Origin of the sequence: Sphingobacterium corticis (genome assembly GCF_042684745.1) — a bacterium.
Lineage (GTDB): Bacteria > Bacteroidota > Bacteroidia > Sphingobacteriales > Sphingobacteriaceae > Sphingobacterium > Sphingobacterium corticis.
This window is the reverse complement of record NZ_JBHUMA010000006.1, coordinates 585,150-605,735: the sequence shown is the minus strand read 5'-3', so window position 1 is coordinate 605,735 and position 20,586 is coordinate 585,150. Positions and strand designations below refer to the sequence as shown.

At 41.7% G+C, this 20,586-nt stretch carries 15 protein-coding genes; 5 read left to right on the top strand and 10 right to left on the bottom strand.

Features of this window, described 5'->3' with window-relative positions:
• Nucleotides 1-168 precede the first annotated feature (168 nt).
• The 3 genes from ACFSQ3_RS08610 to ACFSQ3_RS08600 all read right to left on the bottom strand — a co-directional run bounded on the left by ACFSQ3_RS08610 (nucleotide 169) and on the right by ACFSQ3_RS08600 (nucleotide 4,951).
• Nucleotides 169-2,652, bottom strand: a complete 2,484-nt coding sequence (locus ACFSQ3_RS08610; RefSeq protein ID WP_380869135.1) for a glutaminase domain-containing protein — start codon at nucleotides 2,650-2,652, stop codon at nucleotides 169-171.
• Nucleotides 2,653-2,713: 61 nt separating this feature from the next.
• Nucleotides 2,714-3,799, bottom strand: a complete 1,086-nt coding sequence (locus ACFSQ3_RS08605; protein WP_380869134.1) for a family 43 glycosylhydrolase — start codon at nucleotides 3,797-3,799, stop codon at nucleotides 2,714-2,716.
• A gap of 348 nt (nucleotides 3,800-4,147) precedes the next feature.
• On the bottom strand, nucleotides 4,148-4,951 hold the full coding sequence (locus ACFSQ3_RS08600; RefSeq protein WP_380869133.1) for a class I SAM-dependent methyltransferase: 804 nt from the start codon (nucleotides 4,949-4,951) through the stop codon (nucleotides 4,148-4,150).
• A 182-nt stretch (nucleotides 4,952-5,133) separates the two neighbouring features.
• Here ACFSQ3_RS08600 and ACFSQ3_RS08595 point away from each other — a divergent pair, with 182 nt between their 5' ends.
• Nucleotides 5,134-6,765 carry an ABC-F family ATP-binding cassette domain-containing protein gene (locus ACFSQ3_RS08595; protein ID WP_380869132.1) on the top strand — a complete coding sequence of 544 codons (1,632 nt, stop codon included), beginning with the start codon at nucleotides 5,134-5,136 and terminating at the stop codon, nucleotides 6,763-6,765.
• A gap of 12 nt (nucleotides 6,766-6,777) precedes the next feature.
• On the opposite strand, the gene ACFSQ3_RS08590 is transcribed toward ACFSQ3_RS08595, so the two are convergent.
• Genes ACFSQ3_RS08590 through ACFSQ3_RS08580 form a run of 3 tightly spaced genes read right to left on the bottom strand, consistent with a single transcriptional unit; the run spans nucleotide 6,778 to nucleotide 12,493 of the window.
• On the bottom strand, nucleotides 6,778-8,328 hold the full coding sequence (locus tag ACFSQ3_RS08590) for a DUF6850 family outer membrane beta-barrel protein (RefSeq protein ID WP_380869131.1): 1,551 nt from the start codon (nucleotides 8,326-8,328) through the stop codon (nucleotides 6,778-6,780).
• A 4-nt stretch (nucleotides 8,329-8,332) separates the two neighbouring features.
• A complete protein-coding gene (locus ACFSQ3_RS08585) occupies nucleotides 8,333-9,706 on the bottom strand; it encodes a DUF4876 domain-containing protein (RefSeq protein ID WP_380869130.1) in 1,374 nt (457 codons plus the stop codon).
• A 36-nt stretch (nucleotides 9,707-9,742) separates the two neighbouring features.
• The gene (locus tag ACFSQ3_RS08580) at nucleotides 9,743-12,493 is read right to left on the bottom strand and encodes a TonB-dependent receptor (protein WP_380869129.1); all 2,751 of its coding nucleotides are present in this window, start codon (nucleotides 12,491-12,493) and stop codon (nucleotides 9,743-9,745) included.
• 125 nt (nucleotides 12,494-12,618) lie between these two features.
• On the opposite strand from ACFSQ3_RS08580, the gene ACFSQ3_RS08575 reads away from it, so the two are divergent.
• The 4 genes from ACFSQ3_RS08575 to ACFSQ3_RS08560 all read left to right on the top strand — a co-directional run bounded on the left by ACFSQ3_RS08575 (nucleotide 12,619) and on the right by ACFSQ3_RS08560 (nucleotide 16,923).
• Nucleotides 12,619-13,761 carry a cytochrome-c peroxidase gene (locus ACFSQ3_RS08575; RefSeq protein WP_380869128.1) on the top strand — a complete coding sequence of 381 codons (1,143 nt, stop codon included), beginning with the start codon at nucleotides 12,619-12,621 and terminating at the stop codon, nucleotides 13,759-13,761.
• A 201-nt stretch (nucleotides 13,762-13,962) separates the two neighbouring features.
• Nucleotides 13,963-14,871, top strand: a complete 909-nt coding sequence (proC, locus tag ACFSQ3_RS08570) for a pyrroline-5-carboxylate reductase (protein WP_380869127.1) — start codon at nucleotides 13,963-13,965, stop codon at nucleotides 14,869-14,871.
• A complete protein-coding gene (gene proB / locus ACFSQ3_RS08565) occupies nucleotides 14,864-15,661 on the top strand; it encodes a glutamate 5-kinase (protein WP_380869126.1) in 798 nt (265 codons plus the stop codon). The genes proC and proB overlap by 8 nt, the downstream gene beginning before the upstream one ends.
• Nucleotides 15,662-15,726: 65 nt before the next feature.
• Nucleotides 15,727-16,923 carry a glutamate-5-semialdehyde dehydrogenase gene (locus ACFSQ3_RS08560; protein ID WP_380869125.1) on the top strand — a complete coding sequence of 399 codons (1,197 nt, stop codon included), beginning with the start codon at nucleotides 15,727-15,729 and terminating at the stop codon, nucleotides 16,921-16,923.
• A 116-nt stretch (nucleotides 16,924-17,039) separates the two neighbouring features.
• On the opposite strand, the gene ACFSQ3_RS08555 is transcribed toward ACFSQ3_RS08560, so the two are convergent.
• From ACFSQ3_RS08555 to ACFSQ3_RS08540, 4 genes are all read right to left on the bottom strand, one after another.
• Entirely contained in the window at nucleotides 17,040-18,962 is a 1,923-nt protein-coding gene (locus ACFSQ3_RS08555; protein WP_380869124.1) for an alkaline phosphatase, read from the bottom strand.
• A gap of 122 nt (nucleotides 18,963-19,084) precedes the next feature.
• Nucleotides 19,085-19,432, bottom strand: coding sequence for a hypothetical protein (locus ACFSQ3_RS08550; RefSeq protein ID WP_380869123.1), 348 nt, complete (start codon nucleotides 19,430-19,432; stop codon nucleotides 19,085-19,087).
• Between the two features lie 81 nt (nucleotides 19,433-19,513).
• The gene (locus ACFSQ3_RS08545; protein WP_380869122.1) at nucleotides 19,514-20,110 is read right to left on the bottom strand and encodes a sigma-70 family RNA polymerase sigma factor; all 597 of its coding nucleotides are present in this window, start codon (nucleotides 20,108-20,110) and stop codon (nucleotides 19,514-19,516) included.
• A gap of 160 nt (nucleotides 20,111-20,270) precedes the next feature.
• A complete protein-coding gene (locus ACFSQ3_RS08540) occupies nucleotides 20,271-20,531 on the bottom strand; it encodes a hypothetical protein (RefSeq protein ID WP_380869121.1) in 261 nt (86 codons plus the stop codon).
• Nucleotides 20,532-20,586: the final 55 nt, after the last annotated feature.

The window sequence follows — 20,586 nt, the reverse complement described above, 5'->3', positions numbered from 1 at the left end:
GAAAAACGTTGCATAACAGGCAAAGAGAATTTGATAGACAAAGACAGGCAAAGAGAATTTGATAGACAAAGACTTGTAATCAATTGAATCGATTCATAGTGAAACTAAATAAAAAAGCGCTTCGGAAAATAATCCGAAGCGCTGAACTAATTTCGTATTAGAACTTCCCTACTTCCTCTCCGATTGGTTAACCTTCTGTTCTAACATCTTGATAAAGTAGCCACCAACCACCGAACGCGCCTTGAAGCCACGGCGTACTGGCTTATCGGTATATACCCAATCCGACATCGGTGTTCTCGTCGTGGTTTCATTCATAAAAGCATGCACTGGATTAACGAACTTCTCAAAAGTTGCCTGATCGTCGGCCATGGTTGCCGTCCAGCAAATCCAATCCGTTTTCGTGTACGTTTCGCGATTATCCAAAGGCAATCCGTATTGATTTTGCTTCGTTAGATAATAGGCAATCTCGGTATCGAAAATATCCTTATCGAACAATTCCATATCAAATAACTTGTCCCAAACCAGGTTATACTTTTGACTCCATGTTCCCGATTTATCGAACGTCAAACGATAATGATCGCCATCGTTCGCCATGGTTTTCCATTTTGCTGCATAATCTTTAGCTATTTTTTCGTACTTCGCTGCAACATCCGTTTTACCTAACATGGCCGCTAACTTCGCATACGATCCTATTCCCACAATTGCCTTTACGGATAAGTTCGCATTATGTGCAAAATGCCCGGCAAAATCATCGGTACACAATTGGTTATCCGGATCTAAACCATGCTCCACCAAATAATCCGTCCAAGTGGTCAAGACGTCCCAATGTTTTTCGGCATACTTCGCTTGTTGTTCCATGCGCGCAATAGCATACGTCAGGATCAACATATTGCCCGATTCCTCTACAGGCATATCACCACCGTAGGTTTGTCCATTAGCCAATGGATACGTGCCGATGTCATGTGCCGCAAACGGCTTTGTCCATTTACCACTTTCGCTGTAGGCAAAGATGAAATTCAACAAAGCCTTTGCCAGCTCTGGATTGTAGTACAAGTACAAAGGCGCTGAGGGATACGTCACATCCACTGTACCGATTGATCCATTGCTATCATTCTCTTTCGACAGCAACATAAGGTCACCATTTGGTGCTTCCACCAATTTGTGAGCAGCGATCGATTGACGATAAGCCAGCGCACACAACTCGGCATACTTTTTACCACCAGCAGCAGTATATTGACGCATAAAGTCTGCATCAAAAGCATCTGCTCGCTTACGTAGCGTTTTATATTGTTGATCTGCTTTAGCAAATACGGCTTCGATGGTATTTTTTCCATCCACATTCCAGTAACCGCGTAAATTTTCTCCGAAATATTGAATAGAATACACATCATCATAACCCACCATAACATGATCGTGGTGCGTTCCGTTTACACGGAATGACTTTGTGTATGCTATATTTTGATGGCCGTCAGATCCGGCTCCGCTCACCTTTGCAATGTCGTTGCCAGCAGCAAATGCTTTGCGCAAGGCCTGACTACCGCCAGCACCTACGCTACCATTATGGTCACTGCCTACCAGGTAAAAATAGCCCCAATCAATATTGATATGATCTCCACTACGCTGCAAAACAGGCTGTTGTGCACTACCAGTTTTTGCAAATAATAGATTTCCTTGTTTACTCGTTGACGAAGTCGACGCTTGCGAAGGCAAATTTAAAGCCCAGTTTGGCGCTGCTTCTAGGTAAATCGACATCTCACGAGGTTGATCGCTCTTGATCTCGTACGAGATATAGTTTACTGGACGAGCAACTAGATTCAAATCATCCAGAAACAATGGTGCCGTAAACGTAATTTTTAGATCCACATCGCCACAGCGAAAGGTATAATGTGTTTGCATAGCTTGTACATCGACCGAGATCTGTTGTGCGGTTTTTTCAAACGATCGGGGCATATCTTTCTCGACGACAACACCCACATCGAAGAAACCATTCCCACCGGTGTTGTGGCAATATCCAGCAATCAGGTGTTCGCCTTTGGTAAGTTTTGCTGTTTGTTCAGGCGATAATTTAACCCGTTTATTTTTCCCGGTCGCAGGTCCGCTATTGACTACTTCTACCCCATCCAGATAAAGTACCACATCATCGTCGTGCGAATATTCAATATAAACTGTTTTGCCTTTCAGATCCTGATCTAATGTAAATGGGCGGCGCACCCATATTTTCTCCTCATTCCATGCAGTTTTCGAAGCTTTTTCGCTGTCTGGCGTCCCGAAGGCTCCTTTACCTGTCTGCCAGCCTTTAGCATCGTATTTCGGAGAAAACCAATTACCTGAAGGCATTTTGGTCGTGTATTTTCCTTCCCAAGCCGTATCCTCGCCCATGGACAATAAAGCATATACTTCCACTTCTTCGGTTCCCATAAAACGGTAGGTTTCATTATCTACTTTTAGCACACCTAATAGTGGAAATGGACGTTCTGTCCAATGCTTTACAGTAGATCCGTACAATTCATCGGTGTACGACCAAGCACTGGTATTGGGATCGATAGTAATTAAAGGGTAAGCCGGTGCGCGTAGATCGCTTTTTGTGGCTTGCGCGGATGCTCCATAAATCGTCGCGGCTAGTATTACGCAACTAATAAATCGTTTTATCATAGGTTTGCTAATTAAGGAAACGTACCCGTTTGGAAAGGCACGTTTTCCATAGGTACATGTGTTATTTCTTAAATCTTGGTGCTCTCTGTATGGCGGCACTTGCCGTATCGCCAACAACGCTCGGCCAATCATCTTCCCAACGAACGGCATCTAACATTAAAGTACGACGGGAAGTTCCATTTCCCACCCGATCATTCTGAGAATCTATCCCGTGATACAATAACCAATCCTGCCCCTCATCGTCGGTAATAATACGCGAAGTATGTCCAGTACCGACAAAGCGAGCATTTCGTTTGAACAACAGGGTGCCGCTACCGCGATTTTTCATATCTTTTCCTTCTTTATCCAAATATGGTCCGGTTAACGATTTGGAACGAGCGACTACAACATGATAAGTGCTTTTCTTTCCTTCGCAACAGCTCCCCTTGGAACCTATAAAATAAAAATAACCGTTGCGCTTGTGGATTACGACTGCTTCCACATCGCCAGCTGTAATTTTAAATTTCTCTGCGCCTTCGGCAATGTTTAAACCGTCGCTCGATAACTCTACGCCGAAATTCCCTTGCGTTGGCGCATCGCTAAAGCTTCCCCAGAATAGATAGTTTTTACCATCCTCTTGGATAAAATATGGATCGATGGAATTGGGTACATCAATGTCCTTGCTATCAAAAAGCTTTCCTTCGTCCGTAAATGGTCCGGTTGGCGATTTGGAACGTGCAACGCCAATGCCGGGATTAGCATCGCCCCACGTGGAATATGCATAATACATATAATATTCATTGTTAAGCAAAACAACGTCCGGCGCCCAAATGCCACCTTCCGCTTTCCAGTTTGGCTTCGTCAAAAATGCGTTTGCAATCACTTTCCATGATACCAAATCATTTGATTCCAAAATAGGAACTAATCGACTACCTTTTCCGTCGCGCCAATTATCTTGCGTACCATACGCGTAAAAAACACCGGTAAGTGGATCGCGAATTACGCTAGGGTCCGCAAGGATTGGCTCAAATACCGGATTTTGATACGTTTTTATAGAATCAATTGCCGATCCGTTTTCCGCATTATTGGTTGGTGGGAAATGGAAACCGGAAATACATATTGCCCAAATGCCAAAATGAATAAAATGGTTTATTGTCGGTGTAATCATCAAAAATCGCTTTATTCTATTTACAATGGTTATATCAGGCGCCAAATTGGCCTCAAGAGGAATTCCAATATGGACGACTCGATAAAACAAATTTGAAGATTAAAGCAATGAGGAAGTTGTCAATTTAGATCATAAAATATCCAAATCGTATCACAAAAAGGTTTTAGCAACAGGAAAATTACATAGCGATATCGAAATAACACAAGCGCTAACTACTTCGCAAACTTACGTCTAAAATGCACGACGCCATACCAGATCGTTGCGCCAATCCAAATCGCATCTAAACCATAAAGAATCCATAATTCCATAACTTTCTTTTCTTGATTAACGAAATACTTCGAACAACATCTATACCGTTTTGCTAGCAACTAAAGCGTAAACTATCGGAATCTTTGAATCAAAATTAACGATACGAAACTTGCCGGGCTCAAACTCGGTTGTATTATTAAAACAATCATACGGTGAATAGTCGAACTCATCAAAATGCTCGATCTGTAAACCGTTTTGCAATAAGCTTCCCATAACCTCACTCAAATTGTGATTCCACATCACGTAATCTTGTGAAATATTTGCTTGTTTATCCGCGTAAGTTCCTGTTTCGCATTCCGCGATTGCGCCGGTATTGAAATAACTGTATTGGATTCCCTGAAATTGCTCATCGAACATCCAGATCACCGGATGAAATTCAACAAACACAAACTTGCCGCCAGGTTTCAGATAATGTTCGACAATGCTCGCCCATTTATTCAAATCCGGCAACCAACCGATCGTTCCGTAGCTGGCAAAAACCACATCAAACTGACCTTCTAGATGATTACGCAAATCGAAAATATCACAGCAAATGAATTGCGCATCCGACCCGGCTTCCGTAGCAATTTCCCTCGCTTTATCGATCGCTTTGTCTGACAAATCAACACCAGTTACCTTGGCTCCCAACCGACTCAACGAAATCGAATCTTGTCCGAAATGGCATTGCAGATGCAACACCGATTTTCCACGAAGATCACCGAGCAACGGCAGTTCTATTTCTTTTAGAGATGATTTCCCTGCCCAGAAGCTCGGCATATCATAAAATTCGGAATGAATATGCGCGTCGGTTCTGTTGTTCCAAGATGCTCTGTTAATCGCTATATAGTCTTTCGAAGGATCCATATTTAGTTTATCGGTGATCAGTTTTTGAAGATAGACTATCGAAGATACAGAATTTTATGATGTTAAAGATTAAATAGCCGCTCATTATACCCGAAATCTCCTTGCAAATTATTTACTTCGAACTATGCGTCAAATGCACTAACTACCTTATCTTTGCGGCTGCATTAAAAACAAGACAAACAGTGATCAGTATTAATAATATTTCGGTAGCATTTGGGGGAACTACGCTTTTCAGCGACGTATCGTTTTCCATTAATGAAAATGATAAAATTGCGTTGATGGGTAAAAATGGCGCGGGGAAATCTACGCTATTGAAAATTATTGCTGGTGTCGGCAAGGCGACATCCGGTAATGTTTCCGCTCCGAAAGATGCGGTGATCGCGTACCTTCCGCAGCATTTGCTAACCGAAGATAATGCCACGGTTTTTGAGGAAACATCAAAAGCTTTTGATGAAGTGCATCGTATGCAATCGCAGTTGGAAGAACTGAATGAACAACTTACCGTGCGCACGGATTACGAAAGTGACGAATACATGAACCTGATTGAGCAGGTTTCTGAACTCAGCGAGAAGTTTTATTCTTTGGAAGAAACGAACTATGATGCCGAAGTCGAAAAAGTATTGAAAGGTTTGGGCTTTGAGCGCGCAGATTTCACGCGTTTGACGTCTGAGTTTTCCGGTGGATGGCGCATGCGTATTGAGTTGGCGAAAATTCTGTTGAAGAAACCTGATTTAATTTTATTGGATGAGCCGACCAACCACATGGATATCGAAAGTATTCAATGGCTGGAGGATTTTCTGTTAAACTCTGCAAAAGCGGTTGTTGTGATTTCACACGATAGAGCTTTTGTTGATAATATCACCAATCGCACGATCGAGGTGACGATGGGTCGGATCTACGATTACAAAGCGACCTATAGCCATTATCTAGAATTGCGTAAAGAACGCCGTCAACATCAGCTGAAAGCGTACGAAGAGCAACAACGTTTTATTGCCGACAACCAAGAATTTATCGATCGCTTTAAGGGCACATATTCTAAAACATTGCAAGTGCAATCGCGTGTAAAGATGTTAGAGAAATTGGAAATTATCGAGGTGGACGAAGTGGATACATCGGCATTGCGATTGAAGTTTCCTCCTGCTCCGCGCTCGGGTAAATATCCGGTGATGGTGGAAGAATTGACCAAGAAATATGGCGATCATACGGTATTCGAAAAGGCGAATATGGTGATTGAGCAGGGCGAAAAGGTAGCTTTCGTCGGAAAAAATGGGGAAGGTAAATCCACCATGATCAAAGCAATTATGGGCGAGATCGATTACGAAGGTTCCCTAAAAGTTGGCCACAATGCAAAAATCGGTTATTTCGCACAGAACCAAGCGGCATTGTTGGATCAGGAAATGACGGTTTTTGAAACCATCGACCAAATTGCTGTGGGCGATGTTCGTGTGAAAATCAAGGATTTGTTGGGTGCTTTTATGTTCAGCGGAGATGATACCACCAAAAAAGTAAAAGTACTTTCCGGAGGTGAGAAAACGCGTTTAGCAATGATTAAACTGTTGCTTGAACCAGTGAACGTACTTATCCTCGATGAGCCAACTAACCACTTGGACATGAAAACCAAGGATATCATCAAGGATGCGTTGCAAGATTTTGATGGCACGCTGATTTTGGTTTCTCACGATCGTGATTTCTTGGACGGCTTAGCGAAGAAAGTATTTGAGTTTGGCAACAAACGCGTGCGCGAACATTTCGAAGATATCAAAGGTTTCTTAGCATACAAGAAAATGGATAGTCTGAAAGATATTGAGCGCTAGTCCTTTCCTAACTTATTGAATATACATCCGTATTCCCACATTTGTTTCCCAACGATTCCCGTTGGGAACAAAAGTCGGATCAAAATCGGGTCTTAATTCCGGATTGGACGCTCGGCGGTAGTCGAAATTCGCGTAGAATCCCAAGTGGTTTTTCCCGAAGAATTGACCGATATATTCCGCTTGAAATTGCGACCCAACATATCGCGCTGCGTTATAATAGTAATCTGTGAAAATAACATTCCGAACGAACTCCGATTTGGAATAGGTATTGTAAGTCAGTGATGTTTCTGTAGGCAATCTGAAATAAGGAAGCACGGCAAACTTCATCCGGTTTCCGGAACGTTGCTGAACATAAGCTCGAAAATGAGCCCCGATGTCGACATCCGCTATATTAAAATCCACCGATTGAACCAAATCCTGCCGAGAGCTAGAAGCATATTTCACATCCAAACCTATTTCCTTAGAAAATGGCTTATCCTTGTCCCACAACAAATCGTACCTACCTAAAAGATCCAGCGTATTTACCTTGTAGTTTACAATATCTAAGCTTCCTGTAGTTCTTATATTACCGTCGAATCCACTTTGATAGAGAGCATCCAGACTAAACGACTGTTGTGTCGATTTATTCGAAGGTCCGAATAAAGCTAAGTTGGCTTTCCAAGATTGCAACTCAAATTCTCCCACAATTCCTGTGTAATATGCCGAGCCTTTAGACGTAATCTGATTGGTGTTATGATAACGTTGCCATTCTGCATTGGCTTGCATCTTCCAATCACGAAACATAGAAGCATATTCTAATCCGCCGCCTAGATAAGAATCATATTTATAATTATTACTAAAATCACGGATCACGGAGCTTCCATATCCGTAACTCATGTGGTAGATCCGATCTGGATACAGCATAGAGTTTGAAAACACGTCGTTCTTATAAGAAAGGCTAACTTGCTCATCCCCCTTCCCTATAATTCCGTAAACACCCAATTGATGCGCACCATAGGTAAAAGCAACGCCGGGTTTGGCTCTTAATTCGAAACGCGTAGCTTTCAGTCTAGGATCGACGGTACCGGCCGACCAATGATATAGGTAGTCCAATTTGATGAAAGGTTTAACGTGATCCGTAGCTTGAAAAGCAAGTGCCGCATTTAGCTTATAATTTTGTCGTTGATATCGTCCGCTTTGGTTTGCATAAGGATAAAACGTGGCTAAATCATTCAGATTACTTCGCAGATTATTCGCTAAACTATCTTCATATTGGTTGTTAAAAGTAAATACAGCCCCAACATGAAAACGGCCTAATTGATTGAAACCCTTTGCCGTAAAACTGGTATTTCTATTGGAGAATGCTTGTTGCGCTTGCCTAAATCTGCCTTGCCCAAATTGTTGGTTAAGTTCCAAAATCCCATAGCTGTTTTGCTCTCCTTGCATCCTAAAGGTAGGTGCTAGAATAAGTGCTTCCGTTCGTTGCTGAATTTGGTTAAACCAATACACCGAATCCAAACTACATTGTGAAAACGTAGTTTGGATGGTAAAAAATAGTAAAACGAATAAACTAATACGAATCATTCAATTAATCGATAAATGAAGTTTGCCCTTTTGTCGCGTCAGCTCGTTGTAAATACCCAAAATCATTATTAGAATTATTGGTATCCTTTAAAATCCTTCTTCCATTTACCGATTTAGCAGTACGACGAACCACAGATTGACTTGAGTATTGTTCACCCGGGCCATACGTTGCACCAGCGTCAAGCCGGATAGGTAACCGCCTAGCCGTAATTTCTTTTGTTACCATAGTTTTAATTTCAACGGCATCAATGATGTATTTTATTGGAAACTGTGGATAAAGCGTCGTTGACGATGTCACATTTCTATCTTCGGGTTTTGAATAGGTCGGCAATTTACTTACATCGACTGTTCGGTCTACTTTCGCGATAGCGTAAGATTCTCTTGCTTTCGGGTCAAGAAGCCACTCCTTGCTATTACTCATAAAATGGATATAAACATTATCCACATCTAAATTATCAATATCGCTAGCCATGGGCGCTCTAGTATCACCAATCCGTTTATTGTAGTCCGCAGTATTTACTTCGAAATCCGCGTCCCTCAAGTCTACAGTAAGCTCTGGATTTTCTACAGTAATCGTTTTGCCGTTTACATCTACGTAAGAACCTGCATGATTTGCGGCTGTAGCGGCGATAATAATACTCTCTCCGGGATCAACTGGATATCTTTTTCCGGTGGCATCACTTGGAATTTCAAATAGTGCCTTCGCATATATAAATTCAGTATTTGGATCGCCTTTTGATAAATCCATATTTATCGATTTACTCCAATCATATTGTGTGGTACCAGGAAGTGTCCAATCGTTAGAAACTTTTCCTTGATTACCGAAAACAGTAATAATCAACAAACTATCGGCGTAAAGTCTTTGTGAACTATTATTATAGATTTCAATAAAATTATCTCGGAAATTTGCTCCCTTCTTTATGTCGGAACCTAAATAATAAATCTGCTTGATAACAAATCCGCCGACGGTACTTGCTGGAATAAGCGTAGCATTCAAAATTTCATCTGCATAGATTCCTTTGTTAGGTAGCGAAAAGTTTAAAAAGAAATCATCTTCTTGATTTGAACCGCTCAACGTGCTGTAATCAGCAGCGGGAATTTGCAAAGTGACATTTATAGAATACACTCCCGGGACTAGATCACGTAATGTTATTTTTCCTTCGGAATCGGCCTGAATTTCATACTTCATTCCTCCGGCGCTACTTTCCAGCACAATCTTTGCTTTCTCATAAGGCACCTGAAAGGGAACTTCTGCTTCGTCAACACCCAATTGAATCTGCATATTAACTGGCATCGCCTGCTCCCTATCTTTTTGACAAGCGATAGTAAATAAGAACAGCGCACTTGCTATAAATAATAAACTTGGTTTCATTTTCATATATATTTCTGTGAATGGTTTTCTAAATAAAGTAGATTAAAGTCTGAACGCGACTCCACCGGTTACGCTTACCGGACTATTGTATTGAATGGTGTTTTCTTGACCACTATTTGGATCGATAAAAGAAGATACAGGTCGAAGATTGAATGCGTTATAAGCCGTTACTGCGATTCGAATTTTTTTCCCGATTTCCTTAGCTACGGACAGCGACAAGTTTGCATATACGATTCGTTGTTCCGTACTATTTCGATTTAAATCCCGCGGAGGAATGATTCCCGCTATTTGTTGCGCTGAAGTCAAGTAAACGGGATTTAAATATTCATCTAGATAGCCAACGGCGGGTTGCGTATCTGCTTTATGTAGCGACGATAGCTTATTCATCCAAAAAACGTCGGCATTGGCCATCACGACAAAACCTAGCTTCGGGATATGCGTAGTAGAATTTAGCTTACTGGTCAAGATATATCGTTGATCGTTGTCTGTCGGCCGATATAATGCATGCCAAATTTCCGCGCCATTAATATCTACTGGCGATGAAAGTCGGACACGATTGACTAATTCGCCATTATCATTTTGTGATAGAATGAACGAGGTACTCGTAAGAAAGCTCGTTTGAATGGCGTCAATCTTCTTTGTTGATATTGTCCAATCAAACCCGTAGCTGTAGGAACTCAAACGATTTTCAATTTTATTGATTTCCGCGAAATGCTTCGTGTATTCACCCGTTTCTTCGTATTCGATTTTTCCGGTTTCCTGATTTCTACTAAATGAAAAATTAGGTAGCGTTATCGGATAGACGGCGTTTACGCTTTGAAAGCCGTTTGTCGCATGTTTAAAGAAACCATTGAAGCGCGATGTGATGAATTCATTTCGATAATTCACCGTAAATTCGGCTTGCATGGATCGATTTGGTTTCAAATTCGGCGTAGTTAATTCTACGCGTTCTGTATGCAACAGATACAAATACGTATCATTATACATAACATTACCTAATGGAATATCGATCCAAGTTGGTGGCGGATACCGATGCAATAAAGTAGGAGATTTTGTTGCCACGCCAAATCCCAATCCGGCTTGCCATTTTTTGTTAAATACGATTTGAGTATTAAGTCGAGGCTGGATAGATAGTGAACCATTTTGTGAATCGAAGCGAACACCAAGGCTGCTATTCATGGCTTTGCCGAACCAACGATACCGCATATTATCTGTTAAATAAATTCCGGAATTTAGAATGGATGGCGTAAGCTCGAATGGGTAAGGTCGAAGATTTTGTCCGTTGAAGTTAATAAACCTCGGACGAGCCGGATCGGCAATCATTCCACGCCCGCCATTATTGGAATAATTCGCGTTCGCGCCGTAACTTAGTACATGCGAAGCATCCCCTATTTTAAATCGAGTTGTTAATCGAATATTGGCAGAAGCTGTGACCGGCCGGCCTATGATTTGTTCCTCAGAAAGATAACGCCCATCTATGTAAATCCCTTCGTAAATTCCGGTAGTATCTCTTCCTCCGATTGGAATCGGGCCTCTGTTCAATAGCATCTGAGCGAAGCTTTCTTGGTTGCGTTCCGAATAAGAAAGAACCACATTGATATCATCCAACCAAGATTTATTGATCAAAATGGACGTATTATTGGAGATACGAATACCGGATTCCTTTGATTCAAAGCGTTTGTCAGCATTATCGTCTGGATCCAATTTAACTTCGTCCAAACGCTGGTTGAAGTCCAAACTAAGTTTGTTACGAAAGTATTTGTACTGCACCGTATTCCAGCGTACGCCCAAACCATAGCGACGATATTCCTGAAATCGATCAGTAGGTTCGGAATTAGAAATAGCGTAATTACCATCGATGGTCAACCCACCCCATTTTTTCGGTAAGTTGACGCCTTTGTTAAGAGAAAAGTTACGTGCGCCAGCATTAATGTTGGTCGTAAAATGCCAAGGCGATTTTCCTGCTTTTCTCTCAATCAAAATTGCACCATCCGTCAATTCTCCATACTCCGCAGACGCAACACCTTGGATAACTTCAATTTTTTCGATCGATTCCACTGGAATCTCCCTCAAATCAATTCCGGTAAATGGCACGTCTACCGGTAATCGCGCTCCACCAGTCGATGGTATGCCGGTCGAACCCATTCCCCGTTGTCCCACCAAGCGCGATTGCATATTCGCATCGTTTGATATCGCGACTCCATCCATAATAATAGGAATACCTAGAGAATTATTGATTGCGTCACTTCTATCCAAAGTATTGCGTAATGTCAACGTTTGCGGACCATTGATATTTGGAGCGGTAATTTGTTTACCGGGTAGATTATTCAAAACATCTATCAGACTAAAAGCTTGGACTCGTTCGATCGCTTCCTCGTCAAACGTGATGGACGATATAGAGTTCCTCGTTCCTTCAAAATTTGGATTGACATCCACTTTTTCCAACGTCAAGCTATTATCCACCAAGATGATGCTAATCGGATGATTGAAGTTTCGTCGTGAAATCTTTTGTTTGACCATCTTCTTGCCGATGTAAGTAACCACTACGGTAATATCCGAGGAATAGCGACCTAAATTAATTTCAAATGCACCTTTGGCATCGGTTCTGGTCGACTGCTGTGTTTCCTCTACATAGATATTAGCAAGCGATAGCACATCACTAATGGAATTGTCATACACTTTACCAACTATTTTGGCTTCATATCGGCTTTGTGCGAAAGCGTTCACAGCATTGAATAAAATAGCGAAACAAATCAGACCAATGAATACCAATGTCCTCAATAAAATTCCCACGGCAGACACTATTTATATAGATTCTAAATAATGCGGCAAATATAGAAATCGTGTTTAGTAATCCCTAATTATTTTTATTTATTCTAAATAAAAGATATAATTTTGTGCACTTTAGATCAAATAGTATGCGCGTTTTAATTGGTTTCTTTTGCTGTGTGTTCACGGTTCTTTTGCTATCCTTCGGTAATGAGCAAATGAATCAATCAATCCAAAAAGCAGACACTATAGCTCACTTATATAAAAAGCCAATAAGCGAATGGCCGAAACCTACTATCGATCCATCCGTCAATTGGGCAGAATTTCAATCGCTACCAAAAGTCGACTCGAACTATTTCGAAATCATGGAATCGCCGATTGTAGTCTTGGGTAAAAATTTATTCTTCGATCCGATCTTATCGGGATCCAATCAAATTTCCTGCAGTTCCTGTCACCATCCTCAAAGCAGTTGGGCGGATAAGGTGAGCACTCCGATCGGTCATGATCATCAGCAAGGCACGCGAAACACACCTTCCTTATTAAATGTTTACGCGCGCAAAACGCTTTTTTGGGACGGACGTGAGCGTGCACTTGAAGCGCAGGCGCTATCTCCTATCGAAGCACATCACGAGATGAATATGAACATCACGGAACTCATCCCGAAACTAAAATCAATCCGCGCTTACAACCAGCTTTTTCTGGCCGCATTTGATGATCCGGACTATTCTGTACCCGAAGTATTAAAAGCATTAGGAGCCTTCCAAAGAACAATAAAAAGCAGAAGAAGCCGCTTTGACGAATTTCTAGATGGAAACTACAAGGCACTCTCCGTACAAGAAATTGAAGGGCTACATTTATTTAGAACCAAGGCACGATGTATGAATTGTCATAATGGACAATTTCTAACCGATGAGGATTTCCATAATATTGGTCTGACTTATTATAAAAGAAAATACGAAGATTTGGGGCGGTACCATATCACCGGAAAACCGGAAGATGTTGGAAAATTCCGCACACCATCGCTCCGCGACGTCATGAATACAGAGCCGTGGATGCACAACGGTATGTTTTGGAATATGACTGGTGTGATAAATATTTACAACAGCGGCATGCAAATGAACACGGCAACCGCCGAAGAAAAAGCAGCTGATCCATTGCATCCAATCACCGATCCGCTACTTCAAAAATTACATCTCACAAAATCGGAAGTTGCGGCTATCGTTTCATTCATGGAGGCGATCACAGCAACTAGCTACCACATGCGCCGTCCGGAGCGTTTGCCGCGAGATTAATCCCGATTCTCACGGAAATGCTCGACATCTCGCAGATCTGTCAGGCCATATCGCAATGATTTCCTTACCTAAGTGTAAAGGTGACACATTTGCAGGCTATGAAAATAATGTACGTTTAGCCGGAGATAGCCGATAAAAGCACTGAAAACTTCATCACCTTATTTTTCATATTTTGCGAAAAATGAAAAAAATAGACCATTTTTGGCACGTTTCGCACGAAGATTGCTTCATTTTAGGTGTAAAAATGAAGAAAACCTTCATTTGGTACATTTTAAAAATCAATATTACAAAAGGATGAAAGTACTAGTAATCGGGGGCGGGAATATGGGCTTCACTTACGCGGAAGCTATTGCGAAATCAACCATTTTAAAAACCAACGATCTGATGATTTTAGATAAATCAGAAGAACGTGTGGCTGAACTATCCACCAATCCGTTGTTGGATGGCTATACACAACTCAGCGCTTGTCTACCGGCGGCTGACGTTATTTTTATTGCCGTAAAACCCAATCATGCGCAAGGCCTGATGGAGGAAATGCGCCCATTTGTTAACGACGAACAGGTGTTTGTTTCTATTATGGCGGGCGTGACCATCAAAGTGATTCAGGAAGGACTGGGAATGAGCAAGGTAATCCGCGCTATGCCAAATCTACCAGCACAAGTTGGCTTGGGGATGACTTCATTTACCGCTTCTCCGGAAGTATCTAGATTGGAACGTTCGACCATCAAACAATTATTGGACACAACGGGACGCTCCATTTATTTAGATACCGAAAAGGACATTGACGCATCTACTGGAATCTCGGGCAGCGGACCTGCATATATCTTCTATTTCATGCAATCCATGATGGAAGCGGCGCAGCAAATGGGCTTTTCAGCGCGGGAAGCACGTACGCTTGTTTATCAAACTTTTGCGGGGGCAGTGGAACTTTTCGGATCTTCCGACTTAGATCCAAACGCTTGGATGGCAAAAGTGGCTTCCAAAGGCGGCACAACACAAGCGGCGCTGGATTCCATGGAAGACAACAACGTGAAAGAGCAAATTAAAGAAGCGGCTTACGCAGCATTTAACCGAGCGGTAGAATTAGGAAAAGAATTTAACCATGCATAATAACAACATAGAGGAAAAGAAAATCAGACGTGTAGTCATCAAAGTGGGGACGCACGTCATAACCAATAAAGACAATCGCATCGTAGAGAAGGTGCTTCAAAAATTAGTTGACCAAATCGCTTTTTTGCACGAGCAGGATATTATGACCGTACTTGTATCTTCGGGTTCGGTGATTGCTGGGAAAGAAGTGATGCGTCATAAACTAAAAACAGACGATAAAATCGTACGTCGGCAAGTGTTCTCGGCCATAGGCCAGCCACGTATGATGCGTCATTATTATACGTTGTTTCGTTCATACGGAATCCGCTGCGCACAAGTTTTAGCTACAAAACGCGATTTCGATCCAGGCAGACACCGAGAAAACATGATCAATTGTTATGAAGGATTGTTGCAGGAAGGCGTTGTGCCGATTGCCAACGAGGATGATGCCGTATCGCTATCTATGTCCACTTTCACAGACAACGATGAGCTGGCTAGTTTGGTAGCGGAATTGATTCAAGCAGATATGTTGATTCTATTGACGGATGCAGATGGATTTTTTAATGGCCATCCTGAAGATCCCGATAGTGAATTGCTAAGTCATATCAGCGCGGACGAACCCGTAGAAAAATATGTGCAGGAAAGCACCAAAGGCGAAGCGCAAGGTCGTGGCGGAATGAAATCCAAATTGAATATTGCTAAAAAATCGGCTAATCTAGGGATCACTACGTATATCGCCAACGGAAAACGTCCGAACGTAATTTTAGATATTGTAAATGGTGTAGAAGTAGGCACGAAGTTTACCATGTAATGGAATCAATTGATTAATTTACAGAGCCGAACAACCGAATAGCATACGATAAAAATCATTTACAGATGAAACGTTTAGATACAGATATAAAAAATAAGGTTTTAGCATCGATGATTGAAATATTAAATCGAGATCGTCAAAAAATTTTAGATGTTAACGCACAGGATATTGCCAATTTTCAAGGACAAGATCAAGCGCTTTACGATCGCCTGCTCGTCAACGATAAGAAGATCGACGAAATGATCCGAGCCGTTCAGGCCGTTAGCTCGCAGGATGACCCAGTTGGAAGGACAATTTCTGAAAGAAATTTGGAAAACGGTTTACGTATTTCCAACCAAACGGCCCCATTCGGTACGATCATGATTATTTATGAATCACGCCCGGATGTAACCATCGAAGCAGCCGTGCTTGCATTTAAAGCGAATAACAGCATTTTGCTAAAAGGTGGAAAGGAAGCTATTTATACCAATCAAGCTTTGGTAGATTGCTGGCATCGTGCTTTAGCGGAGCACGATTTATCGGAAGATTGGATTCAGTTGCTTACGCTGAATCGAGAAGAAACACAAGAATTTCTTCGTAATCCGCCGCAACGCTTAGATTTAATTGTTCCCCGAGGTGGAGAACGATTAATTGCATTTGTGAAAGAGCATGCACAATGTGCCGTGTTGATCAGTGGACGCGGAAACAACTTTGCTTACATTGCGCCTGATGCGGATTGGGATATGGTTGTTAAAGTCGCTGTGCATTCCAAAATAGATAAAATCAGTGCATGTAATGCATTGGATAAGATTCTGGTGGATGCTTCTCTACCAAATTTAACGGAGCGTATGCAAGAATTAGGTAAACGATTTGGTACGGAATCCGTAGAAATCTTGGCGGATGAGGAATTGAAAGATTATTTCTCCGCTGCGCAGTCTTTACCAGACGAAGCCTGGCACGAGGAGTTTTTGGCGAAGAAAATTGCCATCGGCGCAGTAGACGGACTTTCAGCAGCGATTGAGAAAATAAATACCTGCAGCGGTGGACATTCTGCTGTGATATTTACCGCAGACGAAACGAAGGCGCAAGCTTTCATGGAACAAGTGGATTGCGCAGCAGTTTATCACAACGCTTCTACCCGATTTACGGATGGCGGACAGATGGGTGTTGGTGCAGAATTGGCGATTAGTACCGACAAATTGCATCATCGGGGTCCGCTCGGATTGGAGCAATTGGTCACCAACAAATATTACGTTTTTGGCACTGGGCAGATCAGAGAATAGAAAACTATTATATATTAAACCGATCAGGCATCCTAAAGAGGATGCCTGATCGGTTTATTTATGTATTGTTCAAATCCTTAACAAAGGAAATATGAACAACAAAGTCAACAGAATCACTAGTTCCGTTGTTCTTTTAAAAGCTTAATTAATCGATGAAATATCTCGGTATTCTCATAAAACCCAATAAATGCGTCGGCATGCGGACCGTAAGCCATAACTGGAACAAACATCGCGCTATGATCATTGGATGCAAAATTTGCTTGAACTTTTCCGTTTTCACGATCAATATCCAGCAAGCTTAAAGCACCTGTTTCGTGATCCGCGGTCACAATCACCAATGTTTCGCCGTTTTGATCCGCGAAACGTAAAGCTTCACCAACCGCTTGATCAAAATCCAACGTTTCCGTAGCTACATAATTCAAATCACGCGCGTGTCCGCCCCAATCGATTTGCGCACTTTCCGCCATCATGAAAAAGCCATCTTTATGTTTGCCAAATTTTTGAGCAGTCAGGTTTAGTAACGACGATAATACAGGCTTCCTTCCATCTTTAACGGGTTTCGTTAGTGAATCTGGCAAAAACAAAACCAATTTCCGATCCGCTGATTTTTCAAAAGTACTTATGTCGTTAATCAACCCAAAACCATTTTCAGCCAATTGATCCTTGAAATATCTTTGCTTGGCGCTTTCGCGATAAGACGCGGGTGCGCCACCAATAAGCAAATCAATGGATTGATTGTTAAACAAAGATGCCATGATCTCTTCTGATGCTTCGCGATCTTTGTTTTTCGCATAGAAAACAGCTGGCGTAGCATCGGAAACATCACCCGTCGTAATGATCGCACTGCGCATCCCAAGTGGCTTTAGCAATTCTGGGATTGCTGACAAAGCCCGTCCGCTCGTATCTACACTAATTTGGCCATTGTATGTTTTCGTGCCAGTAGCAATTGCCGTTCCTCCGGCTCCCGAATCGGTGTTACCTAAGCTGTAAGACGTTGTCGAAGAAAAGCCGATATAGTGCATCTGACTAATATTGGATTCTCCATGATTCGCTGCTATCGCTGCTTGCAAATGTCCTAAACCCATCCCATCACCAATCAGTAGGATTACATTTTTAATCTTCGACTTATGCCCATCCGATTTGTAAGTCGGGACATAGGTTTCTAACGCTTGTGGCAACTCAAAACGTGATGCGTTCAGGTTTTTAAGATAAAGTTGAAGTTCTGCCGGATGGTCGGTATTTAGCCATTTCACACCCATTTTTTCCAGTACAAGCCATGAATTTGCATTATCAGCTGTACCCCACAATCGAAAAGGAATATTCCAATCCTTCGCTTTGCGACTATCGTTCATAATCGCTTGCATTTCCGAAACTTTTGGTTCTCCTTTTCCGTTCCAATCCGCGTAAGCGCGCAAATCCTGACTGATCATTCCCAAATATTTACGTTGCGCTTCCGTGTACGTAATGTTCGGTCGACCGTCGAACCGAAGCCAAGTCGGAAACTCAGCAAATTTCTCTGGTGGCGGCATGCTTCCGCTAATAACTATACGAACCGGATGTGCTGCATGCTTTTCATCAAACATAAAGTTATACTTGTTCAAAATTGCTAATAACGGCGCCATCAAGCGCGTATAATCTTCCTTGAAATCGATCAGTAACTGTAGATTTTTCGTCGAATCAGCGAATGGATGATTTTGATTCCTCTTGAATTCCGCAGCAAGTGGTTGCAAATACAATTTTTCCAGCGTTCTGCCCTCTTTAATATCTTTTTTATCATGGGCAGCATATAAGCTATCATTCGATAAGTACAAATCTACTTCGATCGACTCCATTCCGGCATGATAAGCCGTTAAAAATGGAATAGCTTGTTCGTAATCGTTGTGACTGTGTCCGGCAACCGCTAATTTTCCAGCTGATTTGTCCGCGAACATCAATTGTTCGAATCGTTGGCTCATCGACGCGTTGTCTTGACCGATTACAACATGTGTTGCCGAAGTGATAACGAAACAAGTGGCTATGGCTAAAAAGTATTTCTTCATGGTATTAATTATTGGAAAAGCTATGTACACCAAATTCATAAGAGAATTCCGCATACATAGCTTAAAGTTAAATGTTCTTATTTACGATTACCAACCTTCGTTTTGCGAAATGTTTCCATTACTTAAATCTTACCTGCTTCGATCGCATTATTTCTAGAATTGATCGTTATCGTCGTTGTTATCAATATAACAATGGATGCTGCCGCAGCATACCAGCGATATCGACTTGTCGTAATAGGTTTGATTTCCTCTACGCCCATTTCGCGATGCAATTGACGTAAGATTTGCTGATATTGAGTTTCAGAAAATAAATCTTTTTCGTCGGGATGCGCATGAAGAAATGCTACTCTCGTATTTTCCTCATTTGTATCCGCATTTTCCTCGAGTTCTTTTAAAAGCTCCTGTTTCTGCTTTTTTGTCAGCAAACCTTTCCAAAAATCGGCGATGCGTTTATCATTCTGGTGTTTCATCAACTATAAATACACCACGATTGACCAATTGGGGATGCGAATTCGTATTAACGAATCATGAAGAAATTGTAAGGATAAAATTTAGGACTGTAGAAAAACGGACAACAACAAAATATATGGAACCTGCGCATCATAACGTTGCAGAACATAGGACTTGATGGCTTTGTTGGCTTGTTTCAGATAATCAGAAACGGACTGCGGGCTAATCCCGAGCAATGCTGCTACATCATCTTTCGATTTACCTTCGTATCTGCACATCACAAAAACTTGCTTTTTACGCGCCGGCAAAATGTTAATAGCATCATCAATAAGGGCTAATTGTTTTTCCTGCACATCATCTGTTTCCTCGTCCACATAGTAACTTTGTTCTTGAGAAAACTCAGCAACGTAATCAATGGAATGCTTCAGCTCGCTACGCAGTTTGTTTAAGGACTTATTGTAACTAACTACAAAAAGCCAATTTCCAACCGTGTCGCTGGATTCGAATTTGAAGCGATTTTGCCATAAGGAAAGAAACACATCCTGCAAAATTTCAAACGAAGCATCGTCGTGGCGAATGAATTTCAGAATATTGGCATGAATGCGTTTGTGATAGCGTTCGTAAATTCTATTAAAAGCTGTTACATCGCCGATAGCTAGACCGCTAACATCATTTTTTTCCGAGCTTTCCATTTCCATACTGATGTTTTTACTGCCCAATCTTTACATTCGGGAACGCGAAACAAAAGTATTTAAATACTATTCTGCTGGTTTGAAGTTGATGTTATGAAATTATTAAAAGCGCGCTCCCGCTTGAATATCGTGAAGGATCGGTATCTTTTAACATAAGTTTTAAGGCTTAGTTAAATGCATTCTTCCCACCAGAAAATCGACGGTAGTCCAACATCAATTCACTTGGAAGGATGACGACAGAGTCCGCGCTGGTGTTTAAGGTTTCGTGTGTGGCTCCATTAATACTACTTTTCTTAACTAAGGCGCCTAAAAAAATCTTTTTAGGATTTTTCGCAAAAAGTTCAGTGCTTGAGTTGGTTTGCGCAAATGCGTGGTTCATTAAAAACATGAAGCTGATTAGAATCCACCACTTTTGTAAATCTTTCATAAAGTCGAAAATTTCGATGTATTAATCGGTTCCACAGAACTCAACGTAGATTTTC

Bases quoted from the DNA above. Each gene is read 5' to 3' on its own strand.
- ACFSQ3_RS08555 (WP_380869124.1), bottom strand. From the start codon at position 18,962: ATGAAGAAATACTTTTTAGCCATAGCCACTTGTTTCGTTATCACTTCG.
- ACFSQ3_RS08575 (WP_380869128.1), top strand. From the start codon at position 12,619: ATGCGCGTTTTAATTGGTTTCTTTTGCTGTGTGTTCACGGTTCTTTTG.
- ACFSQ3_RS08590 (WP_380869131.1), bottom strand. From the start codon at position 8,328: ATGATTCGTATTAGTTTATTCGTTTTACTATTTTTTACCATCCAAACT.
- ACFSQ3_RS08600 (WP_380869133.1), bottom strand. From the start codon at position 4,951: ATGGATCCTTCGAAAGACTATATAGCGATTAACAGAGCATCTTGGAAC.
- ACFSQ3_RS08585 (WP_380869130.1), bottom strand. From the start codon at position 9,706: ATGAAAATGAAACCAAGTTTATTATTTATAGCAAGTGCGCTGTTCTTA.
- ACFSQ3_RS08605 (WP_380869134.1), bottom strand. From the start codon at position 3,799: ATGATTACACCGACAATAAACCATTTTATTCATTTTGGCATTTGGGCA.
- ACFSQ3_RS08610 (WP_380869135.1), bottom strand. From the start codon at position 2,652: ATGATAAAACGATTTATTAGTTGCGTAATACTAGCCGCGACGATTTAT.
- ACFSQ3_RS08550 (WP_380869123.1), bottom strand. From the start codon at position 19,432: ATGAAACACCAGAATGATAAACGCATCGCCGATTTTTGGAAAGGTTTG.
- ACFSQ3_RS08545 (WP_380869122.1), bottom strand. From the start codon at position 20,110: ATGGAAATGGAAAGCTCGGAAAAAAATGATGTTAGCGGTCTAGCTATC.
- ACFSQ3_RS08560 (WP_380869125.1), top strand. From the start codon at position 15,727: ATGAAACGTTTAGATACAGATATAAAAAATAAGGTTTTAGCATCGATG.
- ACFSQ3_RS08540 (WP_380869121.1), bottom strand. From the start codon at position 20,531: ATGAAAGATTTACAAAAGTGGTGGATTCTAATCAGCTTCATGTTTTTA.
- proB (WP_380869126.1), top strand. From the start codon at position 14,864: ATGCATAATAACAACATAGAGGAAAAGAAAATCAGACGTGTAGTCATC.